At 69.6% G+C, this 26,867-nt stretch carries 27 protein-coding genes and 1 pseudogene; 17 read left to right on the forward strand and 11 right to left on the reverse strand.

Translation table 11 applies throughout. The annotated features are described in order from the left end of the window. Positions 1–2: 2 nt before the first annotated feature. Entirely contained in the window at positions 3–1,007 is a 1,005-nt protein-coding gene (locus EV648_RS24750) for a helix-turn-helix transcriptional regulator (protein ID WP_132296284.1), read from the reverse strand. Positions 1,008–1,100: 93 nt separating this feature from the next. Here EV648_RS24750 and EV648_RS24755 point away from each other — a divergent pair, with 93 nt between their 5' ends. From EV648_RS24755 to EV648_RS24780, 6 genes are all read left to right on the forward strand, one after another. After that, positions 1,101–2,315 (forward strand): MFS transporter, encoded by a 1,215-nt coding sequence (locus tag EV648_RS24755; RefSeq protein WP_132296287.1) that lies wholly within the window; start codon positions 1,101–1,103, stop codon positions 2,313–2,315. A 32-nt stretch (positions 2,316–2,347) separates the two neighbouring features. Continuing rightward, entirely contained in the window at positions 2,348–2,971 is a 624-nt protein-coding gene (locus EV648_RS24760) for an HAD family hydrolase (RefSeq protein ID WP_132296290.1), read from the forward strand. 169 nt (positions 2,972–3,140) lie between these two features. Next, the gene (gene def / locus EV648_RS24765; protein ID WP_132296293.1) at positions 3,141–3,689 is read left to right on the forward strand and encodes a peptide deformylase; all 549 of its coding nucleotides are present in this window, start codon (positions 3,141–3,143) and stop codon (positions 3,687–3,689) included. Then, a complete protein-coding gene (gene fmt / locus EV648_RS24770; protein ID WP_132296296.1) occupies positions 3,686–4,672 on the forward strand; it encodes a methionyl-tRNA formyltransferase in 987 nt (328 codons plus the stop codon). Before def ends, fmt begins: the two co-directional genes overlap by 4 nt. After that, complete coding sequence (locus tag EV648_RS24775) at positions 4,669–6,054, forward strand: RsmB/NOP family class I SAM-dependent RNA methyltransferase (protein ID WP_132296299.1); 1,386 nt, start codon at positions 4,669–4,671, stop codon at positions 6,052–6,054. The genes fmt and EV648_RS24775 overlap by 4 nt, the downstream gene beginning before the upstream one ends. A 56-nt stretch (positions 6,055–6,110) precedes the next feature. Next, complete coding sequence (locus EV648_RS24780) at positions 6,111–7,121, forward strand: DMT family transporter (RefSeq protein ID WP_132296302.1); 1,011 nt, start codon at positions 6,111–6,113, stop codon at positions 7,119–7,121. Positions 7,122–7,131: 10 nt separating this feature from the next. On the opposite strand, the gene EV648_RS24785 is transcribed toward EV648_RS24780, so the two are convergent. Together EV648_RS24785 and EV648_RS24790 are read right to left on the reverse strand one after the other, a co-directional pair. After that, positions 7,132–7,791 (reverse strand): hemerythrin domain-containing protein, encoded by a 660-nt coding sequence (locus tag EV648_RS24785; RefSeq protein ID WP_132296305.1) that lies wholly within the window; start codon positions 7,789–7,791, stop codon positions 7,132–7,134. Between the two features lie 132 nt (positions 7,792–7,923). Beyond that, complete coding sequence (locus EV648_RS24790) at positions 7,924–8,898, reverse strand: DMT family transporter (protein WP_199234796.1); 975 nt, start codon at positions 8,896–8,898, stop codon at positions 7,924–7,926. 106 nt (positions 8,899–9,004) lie between these two features. Between EV648_RS24790 and EV648_RS24795 the strand changes: the two genes are divergently transcribed. The 4 genes from EV648_RS24795 (at position 9,005) to EV648_RS24810 (ending at position 14,560) form a co-directional block, all read left to right on the forward strand. Beyond that, positions 9,005–10,195, forward strand: a complete 1,191-nt coding sequence (locus EV648_RS24795; protein ID WP_132296311.1) for a cysteine desulfurase-like protein — start codon at positions 9,005–9,007, stop codon at positions 10,193–10,195. Between the two features lie 166 nt (positions 10,196–10,361). Continuing rightward, positions 10,362–11,939: a hypothetical protein gene (locus EV648_RS24800; RefSeq protein WP_132296314.1), complete on the forward strand. Its 1,578-nt coding sequence runs from the start codon at positions 10,362–10,364 to the stop codon at positions 11,937–11,939. Positions 11,940–11,970: 31 nt separating this feature from the next. Beyond that, entirely contained in the window at positions 11,971–13,275 is a 1,305-nt protein-coding gene (locus tag EV648_RS24805; RefSeq protein ID WP_132296317.1) for an ROK family transcriptional regulator, read from the forward strand. A gap of 7 nt (positions 13,276–13,282) precedes the next feature. Next, a complete protein-coding gene (locus EV648_RS24810; protein ID WP_132296320.1) occupies positions 13,283–14,560 on the forward strand; it encodes a glycoside hydrolase family 125 protein in 1,278 nt (425 codons plus the stop codon). A gap of 30 nt (positions 14,561–14,590) precedes the next feature. Here EV648_RS24810 and EV648_RS24815 read toward each other — a convergent pair whose 3' ends face one another. The 5 genes from EV648_RS24815 to EV648_RS24835 form a co-directional block, all read right to left on the reverse strand. Continuing rightward, positions 14,591–15,436 carry an ABC transporter permease gene (locus EV648_RS24815; RefSeq protein WP_132296323.1) on the reverse strand — a complete coding sequence of 282 codons (846 nt, stop codon included), beginning with the start codon at positions 15,434–15,436 and terminating at the stop codon, positions 14,591–14,593. After that, positions 15,426–16,352 (reverse strand): ABC transporter ATP-binding protein, encoded by a 927-nt coding sequence (locus EV648_RS24820; RefSeq protein WP_132296326.1) that lies wholly within the window; start codon positions 16,350–16,352, stop codon positions 15,426–15,428. The genes EV648_RS24815 and EV648_RS24820 overlap by 11 nt, the downstream gene beginning before the upstream one ends. A gap of 96 nt (positions 16,353–16,448) precedes the next feature. After that, entirely contained in the window at positions 16,449–17,114 is a 666-nt protein-coding gene (locus EV648_RS24825; protein WP_132296329.1) for a response regulator transcription factor, read from the reverse strand. Positions 17,115–17,139: 25 nt separating this feature from the next. Next, entirely contained in the window at positions 17,140–17,799 is a 660-nt protein-coding gene (locus EV648_RS24830) for a response regulator transcription factor (RefSeq protein WP_132296332.1), read from the reverse strand. Next, positions 17,796–18,947, reverse strand: a complete 1,152-nt coding sequence (locus EV648_RS24835) for a sensor histidine kinase (RefSeq protein ID WP_132296335.1) — start codon at positions 18,945–18,947, stop codon at positions 17,796–17,798. The genes EV648_RS24830 and EV648_RS24835 overlap by 4 nt, the downstream gene beginning before the upstream one ends. 164 nt (positions 18,948–19,111) lie before the next feature. On the opposite strand from EV648_RS24835, the gene EV648_RS24840 reads away from it, so the two are divergent. Then, positions 19,112–19,585, forward strand: coding sequence for a DUF6069 family protein (locus EV648_RS24840; protein WP_132296338.1), 474 nt, complete (start codon positions 19,112–19,114; stop codon positions 19,583–19,585). 18 nt (positions 19,586–19,603) lie between these two features. Then, on the forward strand, positions 19,604–20,212 hold the full coding sequence (locus EV648_RS24845) for a class I SAM-dependent methyltransferase (RefSeq protein WP_158294060.1): 609 nt from the start codon (positions 19,604–19,606) through the stop codon (positions 20,210–20,212). 4 nt (positions 20,213–20,216) lie between these two features. Here the strand turns inward: EV648_RS24845 and EV648_RS24850 are convergent, their stop codons facing one another. After that, entirely contained in the window at positions 20,217–20,933 is a 717-nt protein-coding gene (locus EV648_RS24850) for a FadR/GntR family transcriptional regulator (protein ID WP_132296344.1), read from the reverse strand. 80 nt (positions 20,934–21,013) lie between these two features. Here EV648_RS24850 and EV648_RS24855 point away from each other — a divergent pair, with 80 nt between their 5' ends. Together EV648_RS24855 and EV648_RS24860 are read left to right on the forward strand one after the other, a co-directional pair. After that, a complete protein-coding gene (locus EV648_RS24855; protein WP_132296347.1) occupies positions 21,014–22,231 on the forward strand; it encodes an alpha-hydroxy acid oxidase in 1,218 nt (405 codons plus the stop codon). Between the two features lie 336 nt (positions 22,232–22,567). After that, positions 22,568–23,326, forward strand: a pseudogene (locus EV648_RS24860) (IS5 family transposase); the annotation flags it as partial. A gap of 194 nt (positions 23,327–23,520) precedes the next feature. Here EV648_RS24860 and EV648_RS24870 read toward each other — a convergent pair. Continuing rightward, positions 23,521–24,159, reverse strand: a complete 639-nt coding sequence (locus tag EV648_RS24870; RefSeq protein ID WP_132296350.1) for a DUF402 domain-containing protein — start codon at positions 24,157–24,159, stop codon at positions 23,521–23,523. A 113-nt stretch (positions 24,160–24,272) separates the two neighbouring features. Between EV648_RS24870 and EV648_RS45270 the strand changes: the two genes are divergently transcribed. Genes EV648_RS45270 through EV648_RS24885 form a run of 3 tightly spaced genes read left to right on the forward strand, consistent with a single transcriptional unit; the run spans position 24,273 to position 25,654 of the window. Beyond that, positions 24,273–24,473 (forward strand): YceI family protein, encoded by a 201-nt coding sequence (locus tag EV648_RS45270; protein WP_370452741.1) that lies wholly within the window; start codon positions 24,273–24,275, stop codon positions 24,471–24,473. Further along, complete coding sequence (locus EV648_RS24880) at positions 24,470–25,066, forward strand: dihydrofolate reductase family protein (protein WP_132296353.1); 597 nt, start codon at positions 24,470–24,472, stop codon at positions 25,064–25,066. Before EV648_RS45270 ends, EV648_RS24880 begins: the two co-directional genes overlap by 4 nt. A 3-nt stretch (positions 25,067–25,069) precedes the next feature. Then, on the forward strand, positions 25,070–25,654 hold the full coding sequence (locus tag EV648_RS24885; RefSeq protein ID WP_132296356.1) for a dihydrofolate reductase family protein: 585 nt from the start codon (positions 25,070–25,072) through the stop codon (positions 25,652–25,654). 31 nt (positions 25,655–25,685) lie between these two features. Here the strand turns inward: EV648_RS24885 and EV648_RS24890 are convergent, their stop codons facing one another. Continuing rightward, positions 25,686–26,822, reverse strand: a complete 1,137-nt coding sequence (locus EV648_RS24890; RefSeq protein ID WP_241995574.1) for a sensor histidine kinase — start codon at positions 26,820–26,822, stop codon at positions 25,686–25,688. Positions 26,823–26,867: the final 45 nt, after the last annotated feature.

Here is a 26,867-nt window from a genome sequence, read left to right on the forward strand (position 1 = left end):
CGTCAAGCGGTGGCTGCGGCGAGGCCGGCCGGGCGGGACGCCGCCAGCAGGTGGTTGCCCAGCGACGTGCGGGAGTAGAGCACGGCCCGTCCGTCCCGGCGCGAGTCGACCACGCCCGCCGCGCGCAGGATGCTCAGGTGGACGCTCAGCGTCGGCGCCGAGACCCCCAGCTGATGCGCCAGGTGCGTGGTCGACATCGGCAGATCGAGGTGGCTCACGATCGCGGCGCGGGTTCTGCCCACCAGTTCAGCGAGCGGGGACTCGCTCACGTCCTCCTGGCTCTCCCAGAGCCGCCCTAGGCCGCGCGGCGGATACGTGATGGTCGGCACGTGCGGCGCGGCTGTCACGGGGAGCGCGGCAGGCCAGGTGAAGACGCAGGGCACGAGCAGCAATCCCTGGCCCGGCAAGGGTTCGCCGTTGCAGCTGTACGGCCTTTCGATCTCGATCCGGTCGCCGGTGAAGCGCACCGACGGATGCAGGTTCCGGAACAGCCGCTCCACGCCGCCGCTCGCGAGTTCCTCCAGCCGGAACGCCAGATCCTCCTGGAGCAGCGAGCGCATCCGCCGCCAGTCGGGCTCGATCGCCTGATGCCAGTAGTTGTCGAGGGCTGAGGTGATCCGCTCGAGGGCCTTGCGCGGATTCGCGATCAGCCCGGGCAGCAATGGGTGCGGGGTCTCCGTGTGCAGCTTGGTGAGTTCGTCGACAACTAGGTGGTGCGGTGTCGCCGCCACCGCGGCCAGGCCCGACTCGAAGCTGGTCGACCGTCGCGGCGGCGCGGGGGTGATGAAGTCCGGGATGTAGCTCACCGGCGGGATCAGGGCCTTGAGCAACAGCAGGTCGTCGTCCGGGTCCGCGCAGAGCGGGCGGACCTTGCGCAGCCACGGTCCGTGCACGCTGCCGGCCGTGCTGTTGCTGAGCGCCCGGACACTCGTCACCGTCTCCCAGACCGGCGAGAACGCGAACCTGATCCGGCTCACGTCGTCGGTGCTGAGCCTGATGGTGATCACCTGAGCACTGTAACTCCGCGGCAACTCGGCGATCGACGATTAGTCCTCCGCCTAATGTTCGACAGCCTCTCTCGCGGGCTCGACAGTGGAGCCATGAACGCGCGTGCTGATGCCCCGGCCCTGCCAAGAGCCTTCTGGGCACTCTGGGTCTGCCAGTTGGTGAACCGGCTCGGGAGCTTCGTGCAGCCCTTCCTGGTGCTGTACCTGACCCAGGACCGCCACCTGTCCGCCGGTACTGCGGGTGCCGTGGCCGCTGCTGTCGGTGCGGGTTCGGTCGTCTCCCAGTTGGTCGGCGGCTGGCTGTCGGACCGGGCCGGGCGCCGCCGGACGATGCTGATCGGCTTCTTCGGTACGGCGGCCGCGCTGATCCTGCTCGGCTCGGCGCGCTCGATGGTGACGATCTGGGTGGCGGCCTTCGTCGTCGGCCTGATGGGCGACCTGTTCCGGCCTGCGGTCCAGGCGACCGTCGCCGACATGCTCCAGCCGAGAGAGCGCGTTCGCGCCTACGGGCTGCTGTTCTGGGCGATCAACCTCGGCTTCTCCGTCTCCACGGTCAGCGCCGGCGTCCTCGCGAGCATCGGCTACAACCTGCTGTTCTGGATCAACGCCGGTACTTCGGTCGTCGCGGCGCTGGTGATCCTGCGGATGGTGCCGGAGACCCGGCCGGTCCTGGACGAGGGACCTCGCCGGCCGTTGCTGCCGGTGGCCCTGCGCGACACCACCTTCCTGCTGATGATCCTGCTCCAGATCGGCTACGCGACGATCTACTTCCAGGGCTACTCGACCCTGCCGCTGGCGATGGCGGACGACGGACTGCCCTCGTCGACGTACGGGCTGGTGATCGCGCTGAACGGGGTGGTGATCGTGCTGGTCCAGCCGTTCGTCAACCGCCGGCTCTCGCTGCTCGACCGGCCGAAGTTGCTGGCCACGTCGATGCTGATCGTGGGAGCCGGTTTCGGCCTCGGCGCGGTCGTGCACAGCTGGTGGGGGTACGGCGTGTCGGTGGTGGTCTGGACGATCGGCGAGATCGGCTTCGCCGCTGTGATCGGCGCGGTCTTCGCCGACCTCGCTCCGGTCGACCTCCGCGGCGGCTACATGGGTCTGGCCGGCAGCATGTCGTTCGGCCTCGGCAGTGTCATCGGCCCGCTGCTCGGCACCAACACCCTCGAACACGCCGGTCGTACAACGGTGTGGCTCGGTTGCGCCGTGTTGGGGGTCGTCCTCTTCGCTGCCCAACTGGCTCTGGCTCCCGCTCTTCACGCCCGGGCCCTCGCTGCCGCGGCGATTCCGGCGCCGAGTCCTTCCTGAGCGGCCAGGGACCATTCCGTAGGGTTGTGGCCATGACGGAGCAGAAGGTCGACCAGGTCGTGTTCGATATCGGTGGGGTGCTGCTGGACTGGAGTCCGGACTACCTCTACGAGGAGCTGATCCCCGACCAGGAGCAGCGCGAGCACTTCCTGACGAAGATCGCCACCCCGGTCTGGAACCAGCAGCAGGACGCGGGCCGGCCCTGGGCCGAGGCGGTCGCCGAGCTCACCTCCCTGCACCCCGAGCACGCGGAGTGGATCGAGGCTTACGACACGGGCTGGCTCAGGATGGCGAAGGGCCTGTTCGAGGACACCGCGGCCGTGCTCACCGAACTCCGCGAGCTGGGCGTCCCGACGTACGCGCTCACCAACTTCTCGGATGAGAAGTGGGCCGTGGCGCAGGAGACGTTCCCGATCCTGGCCGGATTCGACGGCGAGGTGGTGTCCGGTGCCGAGCGCACGGTCAAGCCCGGCGAGACGATCTACCGCATCCTGCTCGACCGCTACGACCTCGATCCGGCGCGCAGTTTCTACATGGACGACAAGCAGTACAACGTGGACGCTGCCCGGGCTGTCGGCTTCGAGGCCGAGCTGTTCGTCGACGGTCAGACCCTGCGCAACCAGCTCAGGGACCGGGGGATCAACCTCCGTCCCTGACCGTCAGGCGGTGGTGGCCTGGAGCGCTTGTGGCAACAATGTGGAGGGGCTCCGTTGCTCTCAGCCACCAAGCCGGTCTCGGAGCCGGACGGCGGGCGGGAGGAGGAGGGTGCTGTGGCGCACCACTAGACTTGGCTGGTCCCCGTTCGGTGAGTGTAGTGGAGTTTGCGTGTCGGTCCAGCCCATCCGCCTGTTCGGCGACCCTGTCCTGATCACCAAGGCCGACCCGGTCGTCGACTTCGACGCCGAGCTCCGCCGGCTGGTCTCGGACCTCACCGACACCATGCAGGCCGCGCCCGGCTCGGGCCTGGCCGCCCCGCAGATCGGCGTCGGCCTGCGCGTCTTCACGTACTTCGTCGAGGGCGAGCTCGGCCACCTGGTCAACCCGGAGCTGAGCCTGTCGGCCGACGAGCAGTTCGGCCCGGAGGGGTGCCTGTCGATCCCCGGCCTCACCTTCGACTGCCGCCGCGCCCAGCACGTGATCGCCAAGGGCTTCAACATGTACGGCGAGCCGGTGGTGATCGAGGGCTCGGACCTGCTGGCCCGCTGCATGCAGCACGAGACCGACCACCTCGACGGCGTGCTGTTCGTGGACCGGCTGGACACCGTCACCCGCAAGGCCGCGATGAAGGCGATCCGCGAGGCGGAGTGGTCCGGCCTGGCCGGCCCGCCGCAGATCAAGGTCTCGCCCCACCCGACGAACGGATTCGGTCTGTGAGAATCGTCTTCGCCGGCACCCCCGAGGTCGCCGTCACCGCGCTGAAGGCCATCGCCGCCAGCGGCCACGAACTGGTCGCCGTGGTCACCCGCCCGGACGCGCCCGCCGGCCGCGGCCGCAAACTCGTCGCCTCTCCGGTTGCCGAGTACGCCGAGGAACTCGGCGTGGAGATCCTGAAGCCGGTCAAGCCGAGCGACCCCGACTTCCTCAAGCGGCTCCGCGAGATCGCCCCGGACGCCTGCCCGGTCGTCGCGTACGGCGGGTTGCTGCCGCAAGCCGCGCTCGACATCCCGCGGCACGGCTGGATCAACCTGCACTTCTCGGTGCTCCCGGCCTGGCGGGGCGCCGCCCCGGTGCAGCACTCGATCATCTCCGGCGACGACGTGACCGGCGCGAGCACCTTCCGCATCGTGAAGGCGCTCGACGCGGGACCCGTGTACGGCGTACTGACTGAGCGCATCGGCCCGAAGGACACCGCGGGCGATCTGCTCACCAGGCTCGCGGAGTCGGGCGCCAAGCTGCTGGTCGACACCCTCGACGGCATCGAGGCGGGTGTCCTGGAGGCTCGGGAGCAGCCCGGCGACGGAGTCACCCTCGCGCCGAAGATCAACGTCGAGGACGCCGAGCTGGACCTCACCGCGCCCGCCCAGAGGGTCGATCGGCTGGTTCGTGGCTGCAACCCCGCGCCGGGGGCGTGGACCACGTTCCGCGGGGAGCGCCTGAAGGTGCTCGACGTCGACCTGACCGACGAAGAGCTGAAGCCGGGTGAGCTGGTGGCGACCAAGTCGAGCGTGACGGTCGGCACCGGCAGCAAGGCGCTCCGGCTCGTGACGGTCCAGCCGCAGGGCAAGAAGCCGATGGCGGCCGCCGACTGGGCCCGAGGCGTCCGCATCATCGACGAGGACCGCCTCGGTGCCGAGCCAGGCGCAGAAGCAGACGCAGAGTCAGGCCCGGAGTCGGGCCCGGAATCAGGCGCCGAGTGAGCGACCGTAGTCCTCGCAATCGTGCGCCGCAGCGTCGCCCCGACAAGGTCCGCCAGCTCGCCTACAAGGTGATCCGCCAGGTCACCTCCGAGGACGGCTACGCCAACCTCGTGCTGAACAAGGCTCTCCGCGACCAGCGGCTCGGCGGCCGTGACGCCGCCTTCGCCACGGAACTCGTGCATGGCACGCTGCGCTGGCAGGGCACGTACGACGCGATCCTGGCGCGCAGCGTGTCCCGCCCGCTGGCCGAGCTGGACCCGGAACTTCTTGACCTGCTCCGCCTCGGCGCGCACCAGCTCCTCAACATGCGGGTCGACTCGTACGCCGCGGTGAACGAGATGGTCACGCTGGCCCGCGCGGAGATCGGCCAGAGCCGCAGCGGCCTGGTGAACGCGGTGCTCCGCAAGGTGAGCCAGCGCTCTCTCGACCAGTGGATCGCCGCGGTCGCTCCCGCGCTCGACGACGATCTGTTCGGTCACCTCGCGATCGCGAAGGCGCACCCCCGCTGGATCGTCGAGACCTTCGCGGACGCCCTCGGCACGGACGGCGACGAACTGGACGAGCTGCTCGACGCCGACAACGATCCTCCCCGCGTGACGCTGGTGGCCAGGCCCGGCCTCGCGGACCTGGACGAGCTGGTCGAGGCCGGAGCCACCCGCGGCCGCTGGTCGCCGTACGCGGCGGTGCTTCAGGGTGGCGGTGATCCGGGACGGATCTCCGCGATCTCGTCCGGCCGCGCCGGAGTACAGGACGAGGGATCGCAACTGGTCGCTGTCGCACTCGCGTCGGCGCCGCTCGAAGGATCCGACGCCAAGTGGCTTGACCTCTGCGCCGGGCCGGGCGGGAAGTCGGCGCTGCTAGCGGCGATCGTGAGCCAGCGGGACGGGGTGCTGACCGCGGTCGAGCCGCAGCCGCACCGGGCCGAGCTGGTGCGGTCGAACCTGCGCGCGGTGCCGGGCGACCACCAAGTGCTGGTCGGGGACGGGACGAAGCCGACCTGGCCGGAGGGTTCGTTCGACCGGGTGCTCGCCGACGTGCCGTGCAGCGGCCTCGGGGCTTTGCGCCGGCGTCCGGAAGCGCGCTGGCGCCGTACGCCGGAAGACGTCGAGGAGCTGCGGCCATTGCAGGAACAGCTGCTGGATTCGGCGATCACATCGGTGCGTCCGGGCGGAGTGGTGGCCTACGTGACCTGCACGCCGCACCCGCGGGAAGCCGGATCCGTCGTCGACGCGGTGCTCGCCCGGCGGTCCGATGCCATGCTCGAGGACGCGCGCTCGCTGCTGCCTGGCGTGCCGGGGCTGGGGAAGGGGCCCGACATCCAGCTCTGGCCGCATCTGCACGGAACGGACGCTATGTACCTCGCGCTGATCCGGCGTACCTGACACACCATCCGTGGACCGGTGACAGGGGCGTTGGCCTCGACGGTCATGATGGAGGGGTGACAACGACAGCATCCCGCCCCGTCCGCTCCGACCGCCCGGTCCGCTCCACCCAGCGGCACCAGGTGATCGGACTGACCGCGGCCTTCGGTATCGGGACGCTCGTCGCGGTCCAGTCCCGCGTCAACGGTGAACTCGGGGCCCGGCTCGGCGACGGTGTTGCGGCCGCGCTGATCTCCTTCGTCTCCGGGCTGGTGATCCTGCTGGCCGTCTGTGCGATGGTGCCGCGGATCCGCCGGTCGGTGGGACGGGTCTGGCAGACCGTCCGTAGGCCGTCCGACGGGCAGGGCTCGCTCCGCTGGTGGCAGTGCATCGGCGGCCTCGCCGGCGCCTACCTGGTCGCGACGCAATCCATCACCGTCGCGGTGATCGGCGTCGCCGTGTTCACCGTCGCGGTGGTCGCGGGTCAGGCCGTCAGCAGCCTCGTGGTGGACCGCCTCGGCTTCGGCCCGGCCGGTCCGCAGCCGTACACGCCGCTACGAGTCTTCGGCGCGTTGCTGGCTCTCGTCGCGGTCGTGCTGGCCGTCTCCGATCGCTTGAACCACCCGTCGGGCCTGCTCCTCGCAGTACTGCCAGCGCTGGCCGGAGTCGGTACTGCGGTGCAGCAGGCCATCAACGGGCGCGTCGCGCACACCGCATCCCCGGACGCGTACGGGGCTGTCGCTGCCGGGCTGATCAACTTCCTGGTCGGCACGACCGCGCTGCTCCTCGTGTTCCTGGTGGACCTGATCGTGCGCGGCGCCCCGCACAGCCTGCCGACCGAACCCTGGCTGTACGTCGGGGGCGTGTGCGGCGTGATCTTCATCAGCGCCGCGGCCGCGGTGGTCCGGGTGGTGGGCGTGTTCGTCCTGGGGCTCGGCACGATCGCCGGCCAGCTGCTCGCCAGCCTCTTCATCGACCTCTTCCTGCCCGCCTCCGACCAGGCCGTCACGCTGCCGGTGGTCGCCGGCACTCTGCTCGCCCTGGCCGCGGTCGTGATCGCCTCGATCCCCAACCTCCGCCGCAGCTGACGCTGCGCCGTCAGGCGGTTCCGCGGACGCGGCGGATGTAGTTGCCGTACTGGCGGCGGCCGGCGACCTTCCAGATCAGCCTGACCGGCGCGGGCAGGTGTGACAGGAAGTTCCGCTCCTCCTCCGGCGAGGTCTCCTCGAGGATCGCGCCCAGGAAGAGCAGCCGCTTGTGCTTGTCGTCGATCGACTCGGCGCCGCGTTCACCGAGCTTGCTCCACTGCTCGACCGTCAGGTACTTGCGGACCAGCGGCAGGATCTCCTGCTCCTCCTCGGCCATGTGCTCGTCGACGATCGCCGATGCGTCGCGGACGGCCTGGGCCAGGGCGTCGCGATCGGCCGGGTTCGCCGTGGCCCGCCAGGCCGGCGTCAGCTTGTCGATCTGGTCGAGCGCCGTCGACAGTGCCGCGTGCTGGAACTCCATCCGGTGCACCAGGTCGGTGTGCAGCGTCGCCGTCTCCAGCAGCGGTGGCCACAGCAGGTCGTCCTCGTTCTCGTGGTGATGGTGCAACGCCGCCACGATGTCGCTCAGATGCTCGCCCACGATCGCCGCGCGGCCGGTGTCGCCCGGGCCGACGCGGCTGATCACGTCGGGCAGCAGGCGGAACTCACGCCGGAACACGCGGTGGATGACGACCATCTCGTGGGTGTCGGGCTCTGCGGTGGTGCTCATCTGTTCCTCCCCGGAGAACGCGGCTCGGTCGCCCGTGGAGTCGAGAATCACCTGGCGCCGGCGGTACCGGAGTACAGGTGTCTGCTGCCACGCTGCCGGATGGTTCCCCCCAACCGACGCGATGCCGCCGTTTCACGGTACCGGAGCCGGCGTCACCTTCGTCGGGGTTTTCTGGTGGCCGGCGGAGCGGGGCAGCCGGATGATGCCCTGGGAGACGGCGACGCCGGTGAGCACCACGAGCGCGCCGACCGGCTGGTACCAGGTGAGGTGCTCGTCCAGCACGATCACGCCGACGACGATCGCGAAGATCGGCATCACGTAGGTGACCATCGAGGTCATGCTGGCGCCGATCAGCCGGATCATCCGCAGGTTGAGCACGAAGGCGATCCCGCTGCCCAAGGCGCCCAGGGCAACGACGCTGGCGATCACCTCCACGGACAGCGACCACGGCGTCGGCGGCGCGTGACCGGCGATCAACGGGGCGATCACGGCCAGCTGGATGGTGGCGCAGAGCAACAGTGCGGCCGACAACGCGGTACCGGAGAGGTTGCTGCCGGCGATGAACCGCTTCTGGTACGGGATGGCGACGCCGTACGAGAGCGCGGCGCCCATGCAGAACAACTGGCCGATCAGATCCGCGCCGCCGTGCAGCTGCCAGGCGCCGAGCACGACCATCATGCCGAGGAAGCCGACGAGCAGGCCGAGCACTCGCTGCAGGGTGAACTTCTCGGTCCGGAACACCAGGACCGCGATGGGGAGCACGGCCAGCGGGGTGATCCCGTTCCAGATGCCGGCCAGCAGGGACGGGATGCGCTGCTCGCCGTACCCGAAGAGGGTCCAGGGGAGGGCGGAGCCGATGGCGCCGACGACGAAGGTGTGCGCCCAGATCCGTGGCGAGCGGGGCAGTGCCTCGCGCTTGACCAGCAGGATCGCGAGCAGCACGAGCGTGCCCGCGAGCACCCGTCCGAGCGCGAGGTAGGCCGGATGCAGTTCGCGGACCCCGATCGAGATGAAGAGGAAGCTGCAGCCCCAGATCGCGGCGAGGACCAGCATCGTGGGGGCCCAGGTCTTGACCGGCGGCTTGTCAGGAGTCGTCAGGGTGCTCACTCCTGACATCCTGCAGTAAACCTCCGACATTTTCAGATTTTTGTCTGGAACCGGGCAGATGGACGACCGGTGGCAGGGCAGGGGTGCGGCGGGGGAGGATGGCGTCATGGGTGACTTTGAGGTTGATGCTGTCCGGAAGCAGTTCCCGGCGTTGGCGGAGGGGGCGGCGCACTTCGACGGGCCGGGTGGGTCGCAGACTCCGCAGGCGGTGGCCGACGCGGTTGCGCGGACGATGGTGTCGGCGCTGGCGAACCGTGGCCGGTTGACCGCGGCCGAGCGGCGCGCGGACGACATCGTGGTCGGCGCGCGGCAGGCGATGGCGGACCTGCTGGGGACGGATCCCGGTGGCATCGTCTACGGCCGGAGCATGACGCAGTTGACCTACGACTTCTCCCGGACTCTCGCGAAGAACTGGGGGCCTGGCGACGAGGTGATCGTGACTCGCCTGGACCACGACGCGAACGTCCGCCCGTGGGTCCAGGCCGCCGCGGCCGTCGGCGCCACCGTGCGCTGGCTTTCCTTCGACCCCGCCACCTCCGAACTCGACGACATCCAGCCGCTGCTCTCCGGACAGACCCGCCTGGTCGCGGTGACCGGCGCATCGAACCTGCTCGGCACCCGCCCGGACCTCGAGAGCATCGCGGCCAAGGTCCATGCGACCGGCGCTCTCCTGTACGTCGACGGCGTGCACCTGACCGCGCACGCGCCGGTTGACGCCTCGTTCGCTGATTTCTACGCGTGCTCGCCGTACAAGTTCTTCGGGCCGCACTGTGGGGTGCTGTCGGCTTCGCCCGTGTTGCTCGAGGGACTCCGGCCGGACAAGTTGCTCCCGGCAAGCGATGTGGTGCCCGAGCGGTTCGAGTTCGGCACCCTGCCGTACGAGTTGCTCGCCGGGACCACCGCCGCGGTCGACTTCATCGCCGGTCTCGGGGGAACGGGGGCGACCCGGCGAGAGCGCTTGCTCGGATCTCTCGCGTTGCTGGAGAACTACGAGGACGAACTCCGCGCGGACCTGGAGCCCAGGCTCGCCGCGATCGACGGAGTCACCTTGCACGGCAAGGCCCAGCGCCGTACGCCGACTCTGCTCTTCTCCGTCGACGGGTGGGAGCCACGCGCGGTCGCCGCGGAGCTCGCGGAGGCCGGGGTCAACGCGCCGGCCGGCACTTTCTACGCGCTGGAGACAGCCCGCCACGCTGGTCTCGGAGACATCGGCGCCGTGCGCGCGGGCCTCGCGCCGTACACGGATCGTACAGACGTCGACCGTCTGGTCGAGGCGGTCGAGCGCCTAGGTTCCTGACCCCGGCAAGGTCGTCAACGCTGCTTGACGGCCGTCGAATCGACTAACTAAAGTCTGTGGAGTAAGTCGGTCAACCATCTCCGCACCACGGGTGGGCGGCACGCGGAGGTGGGGGATTCGTCGTGCTCGGACGCGTTTCTGATCAGGCTGCGAAGGAGCACGCGGAGTGAGAGAACCGAACAAGGTCTTCGTCCAGGCCGGTCCGTCGGACGCCCTGACCGCCGCCCCGGGCACCGGCAACGGCTGGTCCGCGGCAGGTATCGAGGTCCAGTGGACCCCGGTGGGTGAGGTGGTTGTCAGCGCGGTGGGTGGAGTCTGTCGCGTGGCGCTCCGGTGGGACGAGGCAATACCGGCCGAGGCGCTCGTGCTCGGTGACGCGTGGGAGCGGTCGTACGGCGACCTCCAGTGGCGGCACCTGCAACCCGAGCGGCTCCTGCCCTGGTACTGGCTGGCCCACGACCGCCAGACCGGCACCACGACCGGAATGGGCGTGGACGTTCACCCGGGCGCGTTCTGCTCTTGGACCGTTGACCAGACCGGCAGCACCCTTTGGCTTGACCTCCGCAATGGCGGCGGCCCCACCCAGCTCGCCGGCCGCGCGCTCACCGCGGCGACGGTACGGCGCTTCGAGGACGCCGGCCCCCCCTGGCTCACCCTGAACGCCGCGGTGGCAGCCATGAGCTCCCACCTGCCCGAGCGCCCCGCGCCCGCGCCGGTGGTCGGGGCGAACAACTGGTACTACGCGTATGGCGAGGGATTCGACGAGAAGGCGGTCCTCCAGGACGCGGCCACGGTGGTCGAGCTGGCCGACGGCCACCCGGTGAAGCCGTTCAGCGTCGTCGACGACGGCTGGAACCCAGGCGGCAATGGTTCGGGTGGCCCCTGGGAGAGCGGAATCCCGGGCCTCTTCGACGACATGGCCGGGACCGCCGCCGCGGTGAAGGCGATCGGCGCGCGCCCGGGTCTGTGGTTCCGCCCGTTGCTGTCCCGGGAGAGCGGTCCCTGGGGTCGTGCCGGCAAGGCCGACGGACCAGGCCGTGCCCTCGACCCGTCGTACCCGGAGGTGCTCGACCTGGTTCGGGCGGACCTGCGCCGGTTCAAGGACTGGGGGTTCGAGCTGGTCAAGCACGACTTCAGCACGTATGACGTGTTCGGCCGCTTCGGCCCGGCGATGGGCTCGCGGCTGACGGATTCCGGCTGGCAGTTCCACGATCCGGGCCGGACCACAGCCGAGATCGTGCTCGCGCTCTACCGCGAGATCCGCGCGGCGGCCGACGACGTCGTACTGATCGGCTGCAACACGGTCGGCCACCTGGCCGCCGGCCTGGTCGACGTGCAGCGCACAGGTGACGACACGTCCGGGCGGGACTGGGAGCGGACCCGGAAGATGGGCGTCAACTCGCTCGCGTTCCGGCTGCCGCAGCACGACCGCTTCTTCGCCCTCGACGCCGACTGCGTTCCGTGCACGCCGCAGACGCCGTGGGAGCTGAACCGCCGGTTCCTCGATCTGGTGGCTCGGTCAGGAAGCGCTCTCTTCGTCTCCATCGATCCGGCCGCGCGCACCGAGCAGACCGATCGCGATCTTGGCGACGGTATACGGTTGGCGCTCAGTGGTGGCGACGCAGGTGGGATCGAGCCGGTGGACTGGCTGGTGAACACGACGCCGAACGTCTGGCGCACGGGCGCCGGCACGGTGCGCTACGACTGGGGGCAGCCGTGGGGTGCTGACCCGGCTTCGGGCTAGGGGTGCCCGTGCAGCGAGGACAGGGGGAGTGGTGAGCACCGAACAGCCGCCGGCCGTGGTGCGCCGGGGTACGAATCTCGACCGGGTCGGCGGATTCAACGACACGGTCGTGCTGGACGCGATCCGCCGGGCCGAGCAACGCCTCAGCCGGGTCGAGATCGCGGCGGCGACCGGACTGTCCGGCCAGGCGATCTCCAACATCACCCGCCGCCTCCTCGACGCCGGGCTGGTCCGCGAGGCCGGCCGGCAGAAGAGCACCGGCCTCGGCAAACCCCGCACGCTGCTCGAACTCGAGCCCACCGGCCAGTACGCCGTGGGCGTGCACCTCGACCCGGCGGTCGTCACGGTCGTCATGCTCGACCTGACCGGCCACGTGGTCGCGCGGCGGCGGGCGGAGACCCCGGCCTCCGACGATCCGGACGTGCTGATCGCCGGGATCGCGGCGACGGTCGAGGACGTCATCGCGGAAGCCGGCGCACCGCGCGAGCGGGTGGTCGGCGTCGGGATCGCGGCGCCGGGCCCGATCGACGTCGACCGCGGTGTCGTAGTCGATCCGCCGAACCTCACCGCCTGGCACCTGGTCCCGCTGCGCGATGCCCTGCGCGAGCGGACCGGCCTGCCCGTGCTGCTCGACAAGGACGTCACCGCGGCCGCGTCGGCGGAGAAGTGGGCCGGTGGCCCGAACGGACGCGGCAGCTTCGTCTTCTTCTACCTCGGTACCGGTGTCGGCGCCGGGCTGGTGATCGGCGACGAGGTCGTCCGGGGGGCGACCAGCAACGTCGGCGAGATCGGCCACATCATCGTCGATCCCGACGGTCCGCTCTGCTACTGCGGGCGCCGTGGCTGCGTCGGCGAGACGAGCCAGCCGCGCTACCTGGTCCAGCAGGCCGCGCAGGCAGGAGTCGTTGCTGCAGGCATCGATCTCGACGATCGGCACGCGGTCGACCTGGCGTTCGCGCAGCTCTGCGCCGACGCTGCCGCCGGGCCCGGGGTGGCGCGCGAGATCATCGCCGCGCTGGCCGAGAGGATTGCCAAGGTGGTCGAGGACATCGCGAACCTGCTGGACCTGGAGCGAGTTGTCTTCGGTGGTCCGCACTGGGACCAGCTCGCGCCGTTCTTCGACGAGTCCGTCCGGTCCGCGCTGGAAGAGCGCTTCCTGGTCCGTTCCGTGCACCCCTTCGTGGTCGCCGGGACCGCGCTCGGCGAGGATGTCGGCGCGGTCGGAGCGGCCAGTCTGGTGCTGGACCACACGTTCTCGCCCAATCCGTCCGTGCTCCTGCTCGGGCCGACGGAGAGCGCTCCCGCAGTCGCTCAGGTCGGTTCTGCTGAAAGGTGATGTTGTGATGACCGGTATCGATGCCGATGTGCTGGCGCGCGCCGCCGACGAGGTCCGCCGGGCGACCGGCGACCAGGTGATCGCGGACATGTTCCAGCGGTCGATGGCGGAGAACCTGCCCGCGGTCGCGGAGCGGCTGCCGGACGGGACCACCTTCGTGCTGACCGGCGACATCCCGGCGATGTGGCTGCGCGACTCCGCCGCCCAGCTCCGGCCGTACCTGGTGCTCTGCGGCGACGACCCGGGGCTGCAGGACGTGCTGATCGGCGTACTGCACCGGCAGTTGGAGTACCTCGCGATCGACCCGTACGCGAACGCGTTCAACCGTGAGGCCAACGGGGAGGGTCACACCACCGACGAGACCGAGATGTCGCCGTGGGTGTGGGAGCGCAAGTACGAGATCGACTCGCTCTGTTATCCGCTCGAGCTGGCCTACCGGCTGTGGCGGATCACCGGCCGGGAGGACGTGATCGACGACCGGTTCCGCGCCGCCGCGGACGCGATCCTCGAGCTCTGGACGGTCGAGCTGGACCACGAGGCGCGATCGGCGTACCGGTTCCAGCGGCACGACGAGGAGCCGACGGACACCCTCGTCCGGGAGGGACGTGGGCGGCTGACCACGCCGACCGGGATGTCGTGGAGCGCTTTCCGGCCGAGCGACGACGCCACCGAGCACGGGTTCAACGTACCCGGGAACATGTTCGCGTCGGTGGTGCTCGGGTACCTGCAGGCGATCGCGTCCGAGGTGCTCCGGGACGAGTCGCTGGCGGCGCGGGCGAAGGAGTTGAAGGCCGGCATCGACGAGGGGATCGCGCTGTACGGCGTCGTCGAGCACCCGACGTTCGGTCGCGTCTACGCGTATGAGGTGGACGGCGCGGGGGAGCGGTTGCTGATGGACGACGCGAACATGCCGAGTCTGCTTTCCCTGCCGATGACGGGGTTCGCGGCCGCCGACGACCCAACGTACCTGGCGACTCGGTCGCTGCTGCTCAGCTCCGAGAATCCCTACTACTACAGCGGAACCCATGCGTCCGGGATCGGCAGCCCGCACACGCCGCCGTCGCACGTCTGGCCGATCGCGCTCGCGGTCCAAGGCCTCACCAGCACCTCGGCCGAGGAGCGTCAGCAACTGCTCGAACTCCTCCGCGACACGACCGGCGGCACCGGCCAGATGCACGAGTCCTTCCACTGCGACGACCCGACCGTCTTCACCCGCGAGTGGTTTTCCTGGGCCAACGCCATGTTCTGCGAACTAGCCCTGGCCCACGCCGGCCACACCCTCTGACACGCCGCCCCTTCAGCCCATCCTGCCTGGTCAGACGACGTCTCGGCGGCGCGTGGTGACGGCGGCCAGCAAGGCGAAGACCAGGGTGTAGCCGAGGAGCGTCAGGAGAGCGCGTTCTCCGCTCACGGCGTCTCGGACTCCGGGAGGTGCGTCGGCAGCGATCATGCCGGTGACGCTGAAGACCAACGCGCCCGCGTTCGCCCCGGGCATCGCGTCGGACAGGAACTCCAGAGCAGGCAGCAAACTGCTGACCACCCCGGCCAGGAGCGCCTCGACGCCGAGGATCCAGACGACGCCCAACCCGATCGGCAGCGCGACGTTGCGGAAGGCAACCGCCAGCACGACGCCGGCAAGACACCACATCGTCAGAACCAGCCAGCCGCCCGCCAGTGCCTGCAGGATGTCGACCGCACCCGGCCAACTCATCGGCGCGTTCTCGGCGGCGGCGATCCCGACGCTGCACAGGGCACAGGCAACGAAGGTCCCGAGCACCCAGACCGCCAGCATGGTCAGCAGCCCGAGCAGTTGCCCGGCCAGCATCGCGCCACGTCCGGGCTTCTGGGTGAGGATGGTCTTGAGCGTTCCCCAGGTGTACTCGCCGCCGACCACGATCGCCCCGAGCACCAGAGCGAGCGCTCCCGCGAACACCGGGAAGCCGCCGATCGTGTTGTCCAGCACGCGTTCCGGCAGCAGCCCGCGCAACACCTGCGCACGAGGTACTCCGCTGGTCTGCTGGTTGTCGTCGCCGGTCGCGTAGCCCAGATACGGCAGCAGATATCCGAAGACGAGGCTCAGCACGAGCCCGGCTCCGAAGAGCACCCAGACGGCTGATCGTTTGCGGAGCTTGAGCAGCTCGGCGCGATAACTACCCAACATCGGCCTTCTCCTCCGGCTGGGTCGTAGTGAGCTCGAAGAACACGTCCTCGAGAGCCCGTTCGGTACTGCGGAGCTCGGACACCGCGATCCCCGCCTCGACCAGGACCCGGTTGACCTCGGCCGCGCGGTCCGGAGCCACCTTGACCCGCAGCGTGTCGTCGTACAGGTGGACGGTGTCGGCGCCGAGCGCCTCGGTGAGAACGGAGCGAGCGCTCTCTCGCGGCGCTGCCCTGATCACCAGTTCCTGCTGGCCGCGCAGTTCCTCGACGTTGTGCTCGGCAACCATCTTGCCTTCGCTGATGATGCCGACGCGGTCGCAGATCTGCTGCACCTCGCCGAGCAGGTGGCTGGACAGCAGCACGGTCCGGCCGTCGGCGCCGAGCTCGCGGATCAGCCGGCGCATGTCCCGCATCCCGGCCGGATCGAGTCCGTTCGTCGGCTCGTCGAGGATCACCAGTTCGGGATCCTTGAGCAGCGCCGCCGCCACCCCGAGCCGTTGCTTCATGCCGAGCGAGTACGTCGAGAAGCGGTCGCGCGCGCGGTCGGTGAGATCCACCAGTGCCAGGACCTCGTGGATCCGGGCGCGGGGCACCTCGGCGTACTCGGCGAGCAGGCGGAGGTTGTCGAGCCCGGACAGGTAAGGGTAGAACGCGGGCGACTCGATCATCGACCCGGTGCGGGCGAGCACCTGAGCCTGGCCGGGGGCGCCGCCGAGCACGCGGACGGTACCGCTGGTCGGGGCGATCAGGCCGGTCAGGATCCGCAGCGTGGTGGTCTTGCCGGCGCCGTTCGGCCCGAGGAACCCGTAGACCTCACCGGGCCGGACCGTCAGATCGACACCGTTGACAGCGAGGGTGTCGCCGTAGCGTTTGGTCAGGCCGGTGACCTCGACCAGCGGGGCTGCTGTTTCACTCATACCCCGACCTTGCCCGCCACCACCCGTCTGCCGCGTCGCCTCGGGGGAGTGACCCGGGCTACCGCCAGGGGAGTATCCGGGGCAGCCCTCGTAGTACTAGCCGAGCCAGCCGGGACGAACCAGGCCGGTCTGGTAGGCGACGACGACGAGTTGGGCGCGGTCGCGGACGCCGAGCTTCACCATCGCGCGGCTGACGTGGGTCTTGGCCGTGGCCGGGCTGAGCACCAGGCGTTCGGCGATCTCGTCGTTGGACAGACCTTCGCCGACGAGCGCGACGATCTCCCGTTCACGCTCGGTCAGGACGTCGAGTTCCTTGCTGGCATGCGGCTGCCGGCTCCGCGTTGCGAACTCGGCGACCAGCCGGCGCGTCACCCCCGGCGAGAGCAGCGCGTCACCACGGGCGACCACCCGGACCGCCTGGAGCAGCTCGACCGGCTCGGTGTCCTTGACCAGGAACCCGCTCGCGCCGACCCGCAACGCCTCGAACACGTACTCGTCCAGGTCGAACGTCGTCAGGATCACCACGTGAACCTCAGAGAGCGCTTCCTCGGCACCGATCTGCCGAGTCGCCTCGAGCCCGTCGGTGCCCGGCATCCTGATGTCCATCAGCACCACGTCCGGCTTCTCCGCGCGAGCCACCTCCACCGCGGCCGCCCCGTCGGACACCTCGCCGATCACGGTGATGTCGTCCTCCGCGTTCAGCAACGAGCGGAACCCAGCCCGCACCAACGCCTGATCGTCAGCCAACAACACCCGAATCATGCGCCCACGCTAGAGCATCCCCCGGTCAGGCGAGCCCGGCGTCGTGGGCGAGGAGGGCTATTTGGGTGCGGTTGCCCAGTTCCAGTTTGGTGAGGATGTGGGAGATGTGGGCCTTGACGGTCGCCACGCTCATGTAGAGCTCGGTGGCGATCTGCGCGTTCGCTTTGCCCTGGGCAACGGCCAGCATGACGTCGTACTCGCGGGGGCTGAGGCGAGAGAGCGCTTCCTGGGCCTCGGTGTGGGAGTCCGCCTGGGTGGCCGCGCGATCCATCAGCCGCCGGGTGATCGCGGGAGACAGGATCGGGTCACCCGCAGCGACCCGGCGTACGGCTTCGACGATCTGGGCCGGGGGAGTGTCCTTCAGCAGGAACCCGCTCGCGCCGGCCCGGAGCGCGTGGAGAACGTTCTCGTCGGTGTCGAACGTGGTCAGCACCACCACCTCCGGCGGGTTCTTCCGCGCCCGGAGCCGCCGGGTCGCGACGATCCCGTCCACCCGCGGCATCCGGAGATCCATCAGCACCAGATCGGGGAAGTGGGCGTCGATCGCCGCGGGTACCTCGTCGCCGTCGGCCGCCTGGGCGACCACCGAGATCCCGTTCGCGCCGTCGAGCATCATCTCCAGACTCGCCCGGACCAGTGCGTCGTCGTCCACCACCAGGACCCGGATGGTCTCGCTGTCGCTCATGCGGGCCACGGTAGCGAGGCGTGCAGCCGGAACCCGCCACCGGCCGCCCTTCCGTGGTCCAGCGTGCCGCCCGCGAGATGCACCCGCTCGGTCAGCCCGACTAGCCCGGTGCCGCTTCCCGGAGTGAGCGGTACGCCGTTGCCGCCCGGGTTGGTGAGCTCGATCTGCAGGGATTCACCCGGCCGCCCCTGCACCACCAGCGTGACCGGATACCCCGCCGCATGCTTCCTGGCGTTCGTCAGCCCCTCCTGGACCACCCGGTACGCCGTACGCCCAGTTGCTGGTGGCAACGAACTCGGATCCGCGACGGTCTCGTCGTACCGGATCTCGGCGCCGGCGTCTCTGGACTCCGCGACGAGTTCCCGCAGGTCGCCGAAGGTGGGTTGCGGGCGGCCCCCGGGCAGTTCGTCGATCTCGGTGTCGCGCAGGACGCTGATCACCTCGCGCAGTTCGTCGAGCGCCTGGTGGACCCCGGTGCGGATCACGCCGGCGGCCTTGGCGAGCTTCTCGGGGGAGGAGTCGGGCCGGTACTCCAGCGCACCGGCGTACGTCGCGAGCAGGGACAACCGGTGCGCGAGTACGTCGTGCATCTCGCGCGCCATCTTCGTCCGCTCGAGCGTGCGTGCCTCCGCGACCCGTCGGCCTTGCTCGGCCTCGGCGCGAAGAGCGCGATCTCGGAGCGAGTTGACCAGTGCACGCCGGGCCTGGATCCACTGGCCCCAGCCGAGCAGCGCTGCGTGGACCGCGAGGTCGAGGACCGCGAACCAGAGCAGGCTGAGGCCGTTGATCGGCCGGACGATCTCCTGGACCAGGTGGCCGGCGACACCCGCGAGCGCGACCAGCGCGGCCACCCGCAATGGACGCCGCTGGGCGACGGTCAAAGTGCCGACCGTGGACGGCGGCGTGGCGGCGGGGGAGAGCATGGCGAGCGCGGCCAGGACCAGCGCGATCGGGACCGGGCGACGTCCGAGCAGCGGAATGAGCCCACAGGCGACCACCCCCACCACGATGTCCAGCACCAGCCAGCCGACGCCGGGCGTGCTCGTGTGCCGCCCGACGATCGTCAGCGCCGAGAGCGTTCCGATCGCGCCGACGGCGAGCACGTTCGCCGTGCGCTGGTGCGGCGGCGGGCTGCAGATCTCTTCCATGGCGCAGAGGCTAGGCCGCGGCCGGGCTCGATCGCCACCGACCAAAGTCGATACCCCGCAGACTTCCGGCCGGGTCGCCGCAGCCTCGCGGCCGATGCCCCGAGGACGCGCTCTCTTGAATCCTGGGGCTCATCCAAACAACGGCCACAGTGGAAGGACCCACCATGAGCACCACGAACAACACTTTCCCGAGTACTTCCGAGGGCGCTCTCCAGGGACCCACTCGGGTCGCAGGTCGCAGTAGGCTGGCTGTAGTCGGGGTCACGGTGGCGGCAGCACTCGCAGTCTGGGCGGTGCTGTCACCACTGGCGGGAATCGATCTTCAGGCCAGGCAGGGCTCGACGATGCAGATCGGCGCCGTGTCGGTTCTCTTCGCCTCGGCAGCGATGGCCTTCGCCGGCTGGGGGTTGCTCGCGATCCTCGAACACAACACCGTCAACGCTCGCAAGGCGTGGACAGTGGTCGCGGTGATCGCCTGCGTCACCTCGCTGGGGAGCCCGATCTTCGGCGGCATCGGCGTCGGTGCCAAGCTCGGCCTGGCCTCCCTGCACCTCGTCGTAGGCGCTGGCACCATTTTCGGCCTCCGCCGCACAGCCCTCTCCGTCTCAGCCCGATGCAACGCCGTGGACTGTGAGTGAGATAGGGAGATGGTACGGATGGATGCGAGGTCTTGGGAGGAGGCGGGGCGGATGAGTGGCTGGGCGGCGTACGACGCGAAGAAGCGGGAGCTGGTCGGCGGGCTGAGCGGGACGGTGCTCGAGTTGGGTGCGGGCAAGGGCGCCAACTTCGGGATGCTGGGCAAGGGTGTCGACTGGATCGGTCTCGAGCCGCACGCCGCGAGCCGCCGCACGCTGGGAACCACGGCAGCCGCCTGGGCTGCTCGGACCGGTGGGAGTTACCGGGTCCTCGACACCGAGGCCGAGCAGATTCCGTTGCCCTCAGCAAGCGTTGACGCGGTGCTGTCGACGGTCGTCCTCTGCTCGGTGCACGACCTCGGCGGAGTACTGACCGAAGTACGGCGGGTGCTTCGTCCGGGTGGGCGCTTCGTCTTCTTCGAGCACGTCGGCGCGGCTCGTGGGAGCTGGGTTCGTCGCCTGCAGGGCCTCATCAGGCCGATCACCCGCACTTTCGACAAGGGCTGCGATCCCACCCGCCAGACGGACGACGCCATCCACGCGACCGGCTTCACCACCGTCACCCTCGACCGCTACACCCTGCCCGGCCTCGTCCCCATCCCGTACATCGCCGGCACCGCACACCTCTAGTTGCTCAGGAGGTGGAGAGGCGGGCGGCCAGGTAGAAGCCTTCTATGTGGTCGGTGATCAGGTTGGCGGCCTTGGTGGGCTGGCCGGCGCGGATGGCGGCGACGATGGCTCGGTGTTCCTCGCGGAGCCCGTGGGCGGTGGCGTCCCAGTCGGCGAGGTTGGGGACGGCGGCGAGGACGTAGCTGTGGATGGCGGTCCGCAGTGACGACATCACCGCCGCGATCAGCACGTTGCCGGCCAGCGCCGACAAAGCGACATGGAACTCCGCATCCAGCAGATGGAACTCCTCCGGCGTCAACCCAGCCGCATCCATCCGATCCAGCAGTTCCTCGGCGACCGTCAGCCCGTCGTCGGCCTGGTCCGCAGCCTCGCCGGCGCGGTTCTGGGCTGCTTGGCGGGCGGTCCAGGACTCGAGCAAGATGCGGGTCTGGACGATGTCGCCCATCGGCAAGTGGTTCGTGGCCAGGTGTAGGCGGAGAAGCGCTGTCAGGGGAGAGGCGGGTTCGGCGACGATCACGGCGCCTGCTTCGGGGCCGGAGCCGGTGGAGGTGCGGACGACGCCCATCGCCTCGAGCACCCGGACCGCCTCGCGGACCGAGGGCCGGCTGATCCCGAGCTGCTCCGCCAGCGTGCGCTCGCCGGGCAGCCGCTCGCCGAGCCGGAGTCTGCCCGCCGCCAGATCGGCCTCGACCCGGCTCAGCACCAGCTCGTAGTTCTTCACATCGGCGAGTGTAGCCCTGTGGTCGGACCACAGACTATGCTGTGGTCCGACCACACCGCCGACTGCCTGAGAGAAGTCCCATGACTGATCGCCAGATGCCTCGCTGGTCCGAGCTCAAGCCGTTGCTGCGGCCCAAGCCGGTCACCCTGAACGCGACCGACCGCCGCCTGGAGAAGGCGCTCACCATCGCGGATCTGCGTGCCATCGCCAAGCGCCGTACGCCGAGATCGGTGTTCGACTACACCGACGGCGCGGCGGAGTCGGAGATCAGCCTGGCCCGCGCCCGCCGGTTGTTCGCCGAGATGGAGCTGCAGCCGTCGATCCTGCGCAACGTCGCCGAGATCGACCTGAGCACCACCATCCTCGGCAAGCGCTCGGAACTGCCGTTCGCGTTCGCGCCGACCGGGTTCACCCGGATGATGAACCACGAGGGCGAGAGCGCGGTCGTGAAGGTCGCGCAGAGGATCGGCATCCCGTACTCGCTGTCCACCATGGGCACTACCTCGATCGAGGACGTCGCGGCGGCCGCGCCGAATGCGCGGAAGTGGTTCCAGCTGTACGTGTGGAACGACCGCCACGCCGGCGAGGACCTGGTGAAGCGGTCGGCCGCCGCCGGGTACGAGGCATTGATGCTGACTGTGGACGTACCCGTCGCCGGGGCGCGGCTGCGCGACGTACGGAACGGGTTCACCATCCCGCCGTCGCTGACGGTCAAGACGGTGCTCGACGCTTCACTCCACCCGGCGTGGTGGGCCAATCTGCTGACGACCCGGCCGCTGACGTTCGCCTCGCTGTCGAGCTGGGGCGGGACCGTCGCGGAGCTGCTGAACCAGCTGTTCGATCCGACCATGACCATCGAAGACCTCAACTGGTTGCGGTCGATCTGGGACGGGCCGCTGATCGTGAAGGGCATCCAGACGGTCGAGGACGCGCGCCGCGTGGTCGACGCCGGTGCCGACGCGATCGTGCTGTCGAACCACGGCGGTCGCCAGCTCGACCGCGCTCCCACACCGCTGCGGATCCTGCCGGAGGTGAGGAAGGCCGTGGGTACCGACGCCGAGGTGTACCTCGACACGGGCATCATGAGCGGCGCCGACATCGTCGCGGGACTCGCGCTCGGAGCGGACGCATGCCTGGTCGGCCGGGCCTACCTCTACGGACTCATGGCCGGCGGCGAGCGCGGTGTCGCGCGCGCGGCCGAAATCCTGACCACCGAGGTACGTCGGACCATGGCGCTCCTGGGCGTCCCCAGCGTCGCCGAGCTCAACTCGTCGCACGTCCGCCTGCCAACCAACTAGTACTGCGTACGCCGCTTCCGCTGGGCGGTCAGGTGTGGGCCGGGGCCACCCGACGATCGGGTTCACCTCGACCGAGGTCCGCGACTTCGACGGCGAGACCTTCAGTGCCTGTTCCTGAACTGGATTCATGATCGGCGGGTCGTGGGTGGGTATGGCGGAAACTCCTGGTAGGTCGATCGGTGTCGAATCGCCGGTCCGCCAGGAGTTCCGTTGCTATCGTGCCGTATCCCCGGGCAGGAGTCTGTCCCGCAGGTGTCATGTTGTCGTCTCGCGTCGGTTCATCACTACGGCGTGGCTCGCCCGCGTCGGTATCCGTAGGACACCACCGATGCGCAGTGGCAGCTCATCGATTCTTTGCTGCCCGATCCGGCGTGGCTTGGCGTCCACGGCGGCCGGCCGGAGCGGCACTGCCGCCGTCAGATCGTGGACGCGATCTTCTACCTGGTCGACAACGGCATCAAGTGGCGGGCGATGCCGGTCGACTTTCCGCCGTGGTCCACGGTCTACAACTTCTTCGCCACCTGGGCGGCCGCCGGCGTGACCATCGACCTGCTCGACGCGCTGCGGGAACGAGTCCGTATCGCCGAGGGGCGCACGGCCACCCCGACCGCAGCAGTCATCGACTCCCAGTCCGTACGCGCTGCCGAGACGGTCTGGCGTTCCAGCCGCGGCGGGGACGCGGCGAAGAAGGTCAACGGACGTAAACGCCATCTCGCTGTCGACACCATGGGCCTGCTGATCTGTGTCCTCGTCACCGCGGCCAACATTCAGGACCGCGACGGCGCCCGGCCGCTGCTGACCCGACTCGCCACGGTCAGCCACCGCATCCGGCTCGTGTGGGCAGACTCCGGCTACGCCGGCGCCCTGAGCGACTGGGCCCGCGACACCGTCAACGTCGCCGTACAAATCGTCAAACGCACCGAGCGACATCGCTTCGTCGTGCTACCCCGCCGTTGGGTGGTCGAACGAACCCTGGCATGGATCACCCGACATCGCCGATGCGCCCGCGACTACGAAGGACTGCCCGCACACCACGAAGCCATGGTCTGCTGGGCCATGATCCGCATCACCAGCCAGCGACTCGCCCACCACTAACAGGAACAGGCACTCAGCGCGACGACTACACCGTCCTGCTGTTTCGCGCCTCGCGGCTGGGCCGAGCCGGTCGAGTTCATGTATCACTGCAGCACTAAGTGGGCCATCGTCCTGATGAGCCTCGAGGATCTGGTCGAGACCGGCACGGCGCGCCGGCGCAGGACGACGTCCGGATCAGCGACTGGCACTGACGATCAGCGGGACGCCACCTCGGCGTCCCAGTACGGGGGCAGGTCGGCCGGTTCCCACGACGGATCGGGACGGAAATCCGTGTACCGGCCGTCGAACGGGAACCGGCCGGCCTCGATGTCGCCGATGATGCGCTCGCCAGCGGCGCGGATGCGGTCCGCCTCGACCGCCGTCCAGTACGCCGGATGATCGACACGCTCGACCACCTCGTCCTCGTCCTTCCAGGACCAGCTGCGATCGCGCGCGACCACGATGTCGAGCGCGTGATCGAGGATGTCGGTCCCGGCCGACCAGCGGCGCACCGGGGACTCCAGGTTCACGTACCAGCCTTCGAACCGCATCTCCAGGTCGAAGAACCACCACACCGAATGGTCGGCCTCGGGTTCGGTGCGGATCAGCACGTGCCGGCCTTCCCAGCGCCGCGGCCAGAGCATGGACGGCGTACGGTCCCGCTCCGCCAGCGACATCTTCCGGATCGACGCGCCGTCCCGAGTGCCGCGCAGCATGCAGTCCGATCCGGACGCAGTCCAGGTGAGCAGCGCCTCCGCGTCGTCGCGCACGACCCGCGCGGTCTCCACCGCGGCGATCATCCCGTTGCGGTGGACGTCGCGGCGGGCGATCGATCGACCAGGAGCGAAGATCATCGGGCCATGGTACGGCCGTCTGGGCCACGCCGCAGCCCGGCCATGAGGTTCAGGAACAGGCACTCAGCCTGATCGGCGAGCTGACGCTTCACGGCGTCACCCGGACCGTCCAGCTGGACAGCGAGTTCCTCGGCGTCGTCGACGACCCGTCCGGCGTGGAGCGCACCGGCTTCTCGGCGACGACCAGGATCAGCCGCGCCGCGTTCGGCGTCGATATCCAGTTGGGCTTCGGCGCCGGTAACGTCGTGGTCGCCGACACCATCGAGATCGCCATCGAGATCGAGTTCACCTCTGACGGATCGGAGCCGCGATGAGCAAGGTCGTGCTCTACATGTCGATGTCCGTGGACGGATTCATCACCGGCCCGGATGACAGCAAGGAGCAGGGGCTCGGCGTCAACGGTGAGCGGCTGCACGACTGGCTGGGCGCGGGCGGCGTGGACCCGGCGTCGTACCGGCCGGTCGACGAAGCCAGCGCCACTGTGTTCGACGAGTTGATGGACACGGGGGCGGTGATCACCGGCCGGCGGACCTTCGAGTTCGCGGGTGGCTGGGCCGGCGATCACCACGACGGCGTACCGATCTTCGTCCTGACCCATTCCGCGCCCGACGAGCCCCCGCCGGGATCCGCCCGCTATGTCACCGACGGCATCGAGTCCTGCGTTGCGCAGGCGAAGGCCGCGGCAGGTGGGCGCGACATCCTGCTGCACGGCGCCGCGACCGCACAGGAGTGCCTTCGGGCCGGGCTGCTGGACGAGCTGGAGCTGCAGTTGATGCCGGTGCTGCTCGGCCAGGGCCGTCGGCTGTTCGACAACCTGCCGCCGGACCATGTCGAGCTTGAATTGATTCGCGACCTGGATGCGCCGGGTGTCCAGCACCTGCGGTATCGCGTGCGGTCGGAGGGCTGACCGATGGCGCAGATCCGGCTCTACATGACCATGTCCCTCGACGGGTACGTCGTCGGACCGCAAGACAGTACGGACAACCCGATGGGCATCGACGGGTTCCGCCTCTTCGACTGGCTCGACCGGCGCAACGACCCGGGACCGAGCAGCGAGGTGTACGCCGAGTCGCTCGCCACCCGCGCCCTGATCTCAGGCCGCCGGACCTACGAACATGCCAACCATTGGCAGGGCGATCACCACGATGGCGTCCCGATCTTCGTGCTCACCCACGACGTCCCTGACGGTCCGCCGCCGGGGAGCGTCCGCTTCGTCACCGATGTGCGTGAGTGTGCCTCGCAGGCTCGTACAGCCGCCGGGGACGGCGACGTCATGGTGCACGGGGCCGGGGCGGCGCAGTCGTTGCTGCTGGCAAGGGAGCTCGACGAGTTGGAGTTGCACGTCGTGCCGGTCCTGCTCGGGCAGGGGAGACGGCTGTTCGACAACCTGCCGCCGGAGCACATCGAGCTCGACCTGGTCCGCCGCGTGACCACCCCGGACGAGGAGCTCCCACAGCGTGTCACCCACCTCCGCTACCGCGTCCTCCGTCCCTGACCCCTCGCGCCGCCTTTCCTGAACCGTGGAGTCAGGGGAGGGGGAGGGGAAGTTGGGCGGTGATGCGGAGGCTGCCGGTGGGGGTGCGGGTGGTGGTGAGGGTGCCGCCCAGGGCGGTGGCTCGCTCGCGCATGCCGACGATGCCGTTGCCCTCCTTGGGTGGACCCGCCAGAGACTTCCCGTCGTCGTCCACCTGCAGCAGGAGCGACTCCTCGCCGTACTGGATGCGCACGGTGGCCTCGGTCGCCTTGGCGTGCCGGACGATGTTGGTGAGCGACTCCTGGATGATCCGGAACGCCGCGCGGTCCAGCCCGGTCGGTAGCGGCCGTGCCTCGCCATGTACGACCGTGTGCACCTCCAGCCCGGCCATGGCGGTCCGGCTGACCAGGTGCTCCAGCCGGTCCACCCCGGTGACTGGTTGGCGCGGTGCCGACTCGTCCGACTGGCGCAGTACTCCGACGATCGATCGCAGCTCGACAAGTGCTTCCTTGCTTGCCTCCTTGATCGCCGCGAGGGCGGGACCGGCCTGCTCGGGCTGCCGGTCGACCAGGTGCAACGCGGTGGAGGCCTGCACGTTGATGAGCGAGATGTGGTGCGCCACCACGTCGTGGAGCTCCTGGGCGATCCGCAGGCGTTCCTCGCCGGCCCGGCGGAGCTCTGCCTCGCGCCGGGTCTTGTTGGCCGCCATCACCCGTTCCCGGTGGCCGCGGAACAGCTCGGCCACGAAACCCAGTACTACGAAGCACGTGCCGACCAGGAGGACCTGGTAGACCCCCTGCTCGTTGATGCCGAGGATGAGCCGCCCGAGCACATGCCCGGCGTACAGGGCGACGAGGCCCGCCCAGCCGGCCAGGCGATGGCCGGTCCGGATCACCGTGAAGACGGCGATCACGAAGCTGAAGATCACCGGGCCCCAGGGGTACTCCATCAGCATGTAGACGAGCGTCGACCCGACCGTTGCCCACAGCACCGGCACCGGGTGGGTCCGGAGCCAGTAGAGGGACACAGTGCCGATCAGGAGCAGCACCACCATGAACCAGTCCGCCGCGCGCCTGTCCTCCTGGCCGCGGGATGCCCCGAACGACCCGAAGACGGCGACGAACGACAGCACGGCAGGCAGCGCCAACCGCTTGACGCGGTCCCCGAGAGTCGGCTCAGAAGTGCTCACCCTGGAACCGTAGAGGTCGGGATCACCCGGTGTCATCGTCGCCAC

Origin of the sequence: Kribbella sp. VKM Ac-2568 (assembly GCF_004345365.1) — a bacterium.
GTDB lineage: Bacteria > Actinomycetota > Actinomycetes > Propionibacteriales > Kribbellaceae > Kribbella > Kribbella orskensis.

Excerpts from the sequence above, each read along its gene's own strand:
- EV648_RS24755 (WP_132296287.1), top strand. The coding sequence starts at position 1,101 with ATGAACGCGCGTGCTGATGCCCCGGCCCTGCCAAGAGCCTTCTGGGCA.
- EV648_RS24760 (WP_132296290.1), top strand. The coding sequence starts at position 2,348 with ATGACGGAGCAGAAGGTCGACCAGGTCGTGTTCGATATCGGTGGGGTG.
- EV648_RS24785 (WP_132296305.1), bottom strand. The coding sequence starts at position 7,791 with ATGAGCACCACCGCAGAGCCCGACACCCACGAGATGGTCGTCATCCAC.
- EV648_RS24795 (WP_132296311.1), top strand. The coding sequence starts at position 9,005 with ATGGGTGACTTTGAGGTTGATGCTGTCCGGAAGCAGTTCCCGGCGTTG.
- EV648_RS24810 (WP_132296320.1), top strand. The coding sequence starts at position 13,283 with ATGACCGGTATCGATGCCGATGTGCTGGCGCGCGCCGCCGACGAGGTC.
- EV648_RS24815 (WP_132296323.1), bottom strand. The coding sequence starts at position 15,436 with ATGTTGGGTAGTTATCGCGCCGAGCTGCTCAAGCTCCGCAAACGATCA.
- EV648_RS24820 (WP_132296326.1), bottom strand. The coding sequence starts at position 16,352 with ATGAGTGAAACAGCAGCCCCGCTGGTCGAGGTCACCGGCCTGACCAAA.
- EV648_RS24825 (WP_132296329.1), bottom strand. The coding sequence starts at position 17,114 with ATGATTCGGGTGTTGTTGGCTGACGATCAGGCGTTGGTGCGGGCTGGG.
- EV648_RS24830 (WP_132296332.1), bottom strand. The coding sequence starts at position 17,799 with ATGAGCGACAGCGAGACCATCCGGGTCCTGGTGGTGGACGACGACGCA.
- EV648_RS24835 (WP_132296335.1), bottom strand. The coding sequence starts at position 18,947 with ATGGAAGAGATCTGCAGCCCGCCGCCGCACCAGCGCACGGCGAACGTG.
- EV648_RS24840 (WP_132296338.1), top strand. The coding sequence starts at position 19,112 with ATGAGCACCACGAACAACACTTTCCCGAGTACTTCCGAGGGCGCTCTC.
- EV648_RS24845 (WP_158294060.1), top strand. The coding sequence starts at position 19,604 with ATGGATGCGAGGTCTTGGGAGGAGGCGGGGCGGATGAGTGGCTGGGCG.
- EV648_RS24855 (WP_132296347.1), top strand. The coding sequence starts at position 21,014 with ATGACTGATCGCCAGATGCCTCGCTGGTCCGAGCTCAAGCCGTTGCTG.
- EV648_RS24870 (WP_132296350.1), bottom strand. The coding sequence starts at position 24,159 with ATGATCTTCGCTCCTGGTCGATCGATCGCCCGCCGCGACGTCCACCGC.
- EV648_RS24880 (WP_132296353.1), top strand. The coding sequence starts at position 24,470 with ATGAGCAAGGTCGTGCTCTACATGTCGATGTCCGTGGACGGATTCATC.
- EV648_RS24885 (WP_132296356.1), top strand. The coding sequence starts at position 25,070 with ATGGCGCAGATCCGGCTCTACATGACCATGTCCCTCGACGGGTACGTC.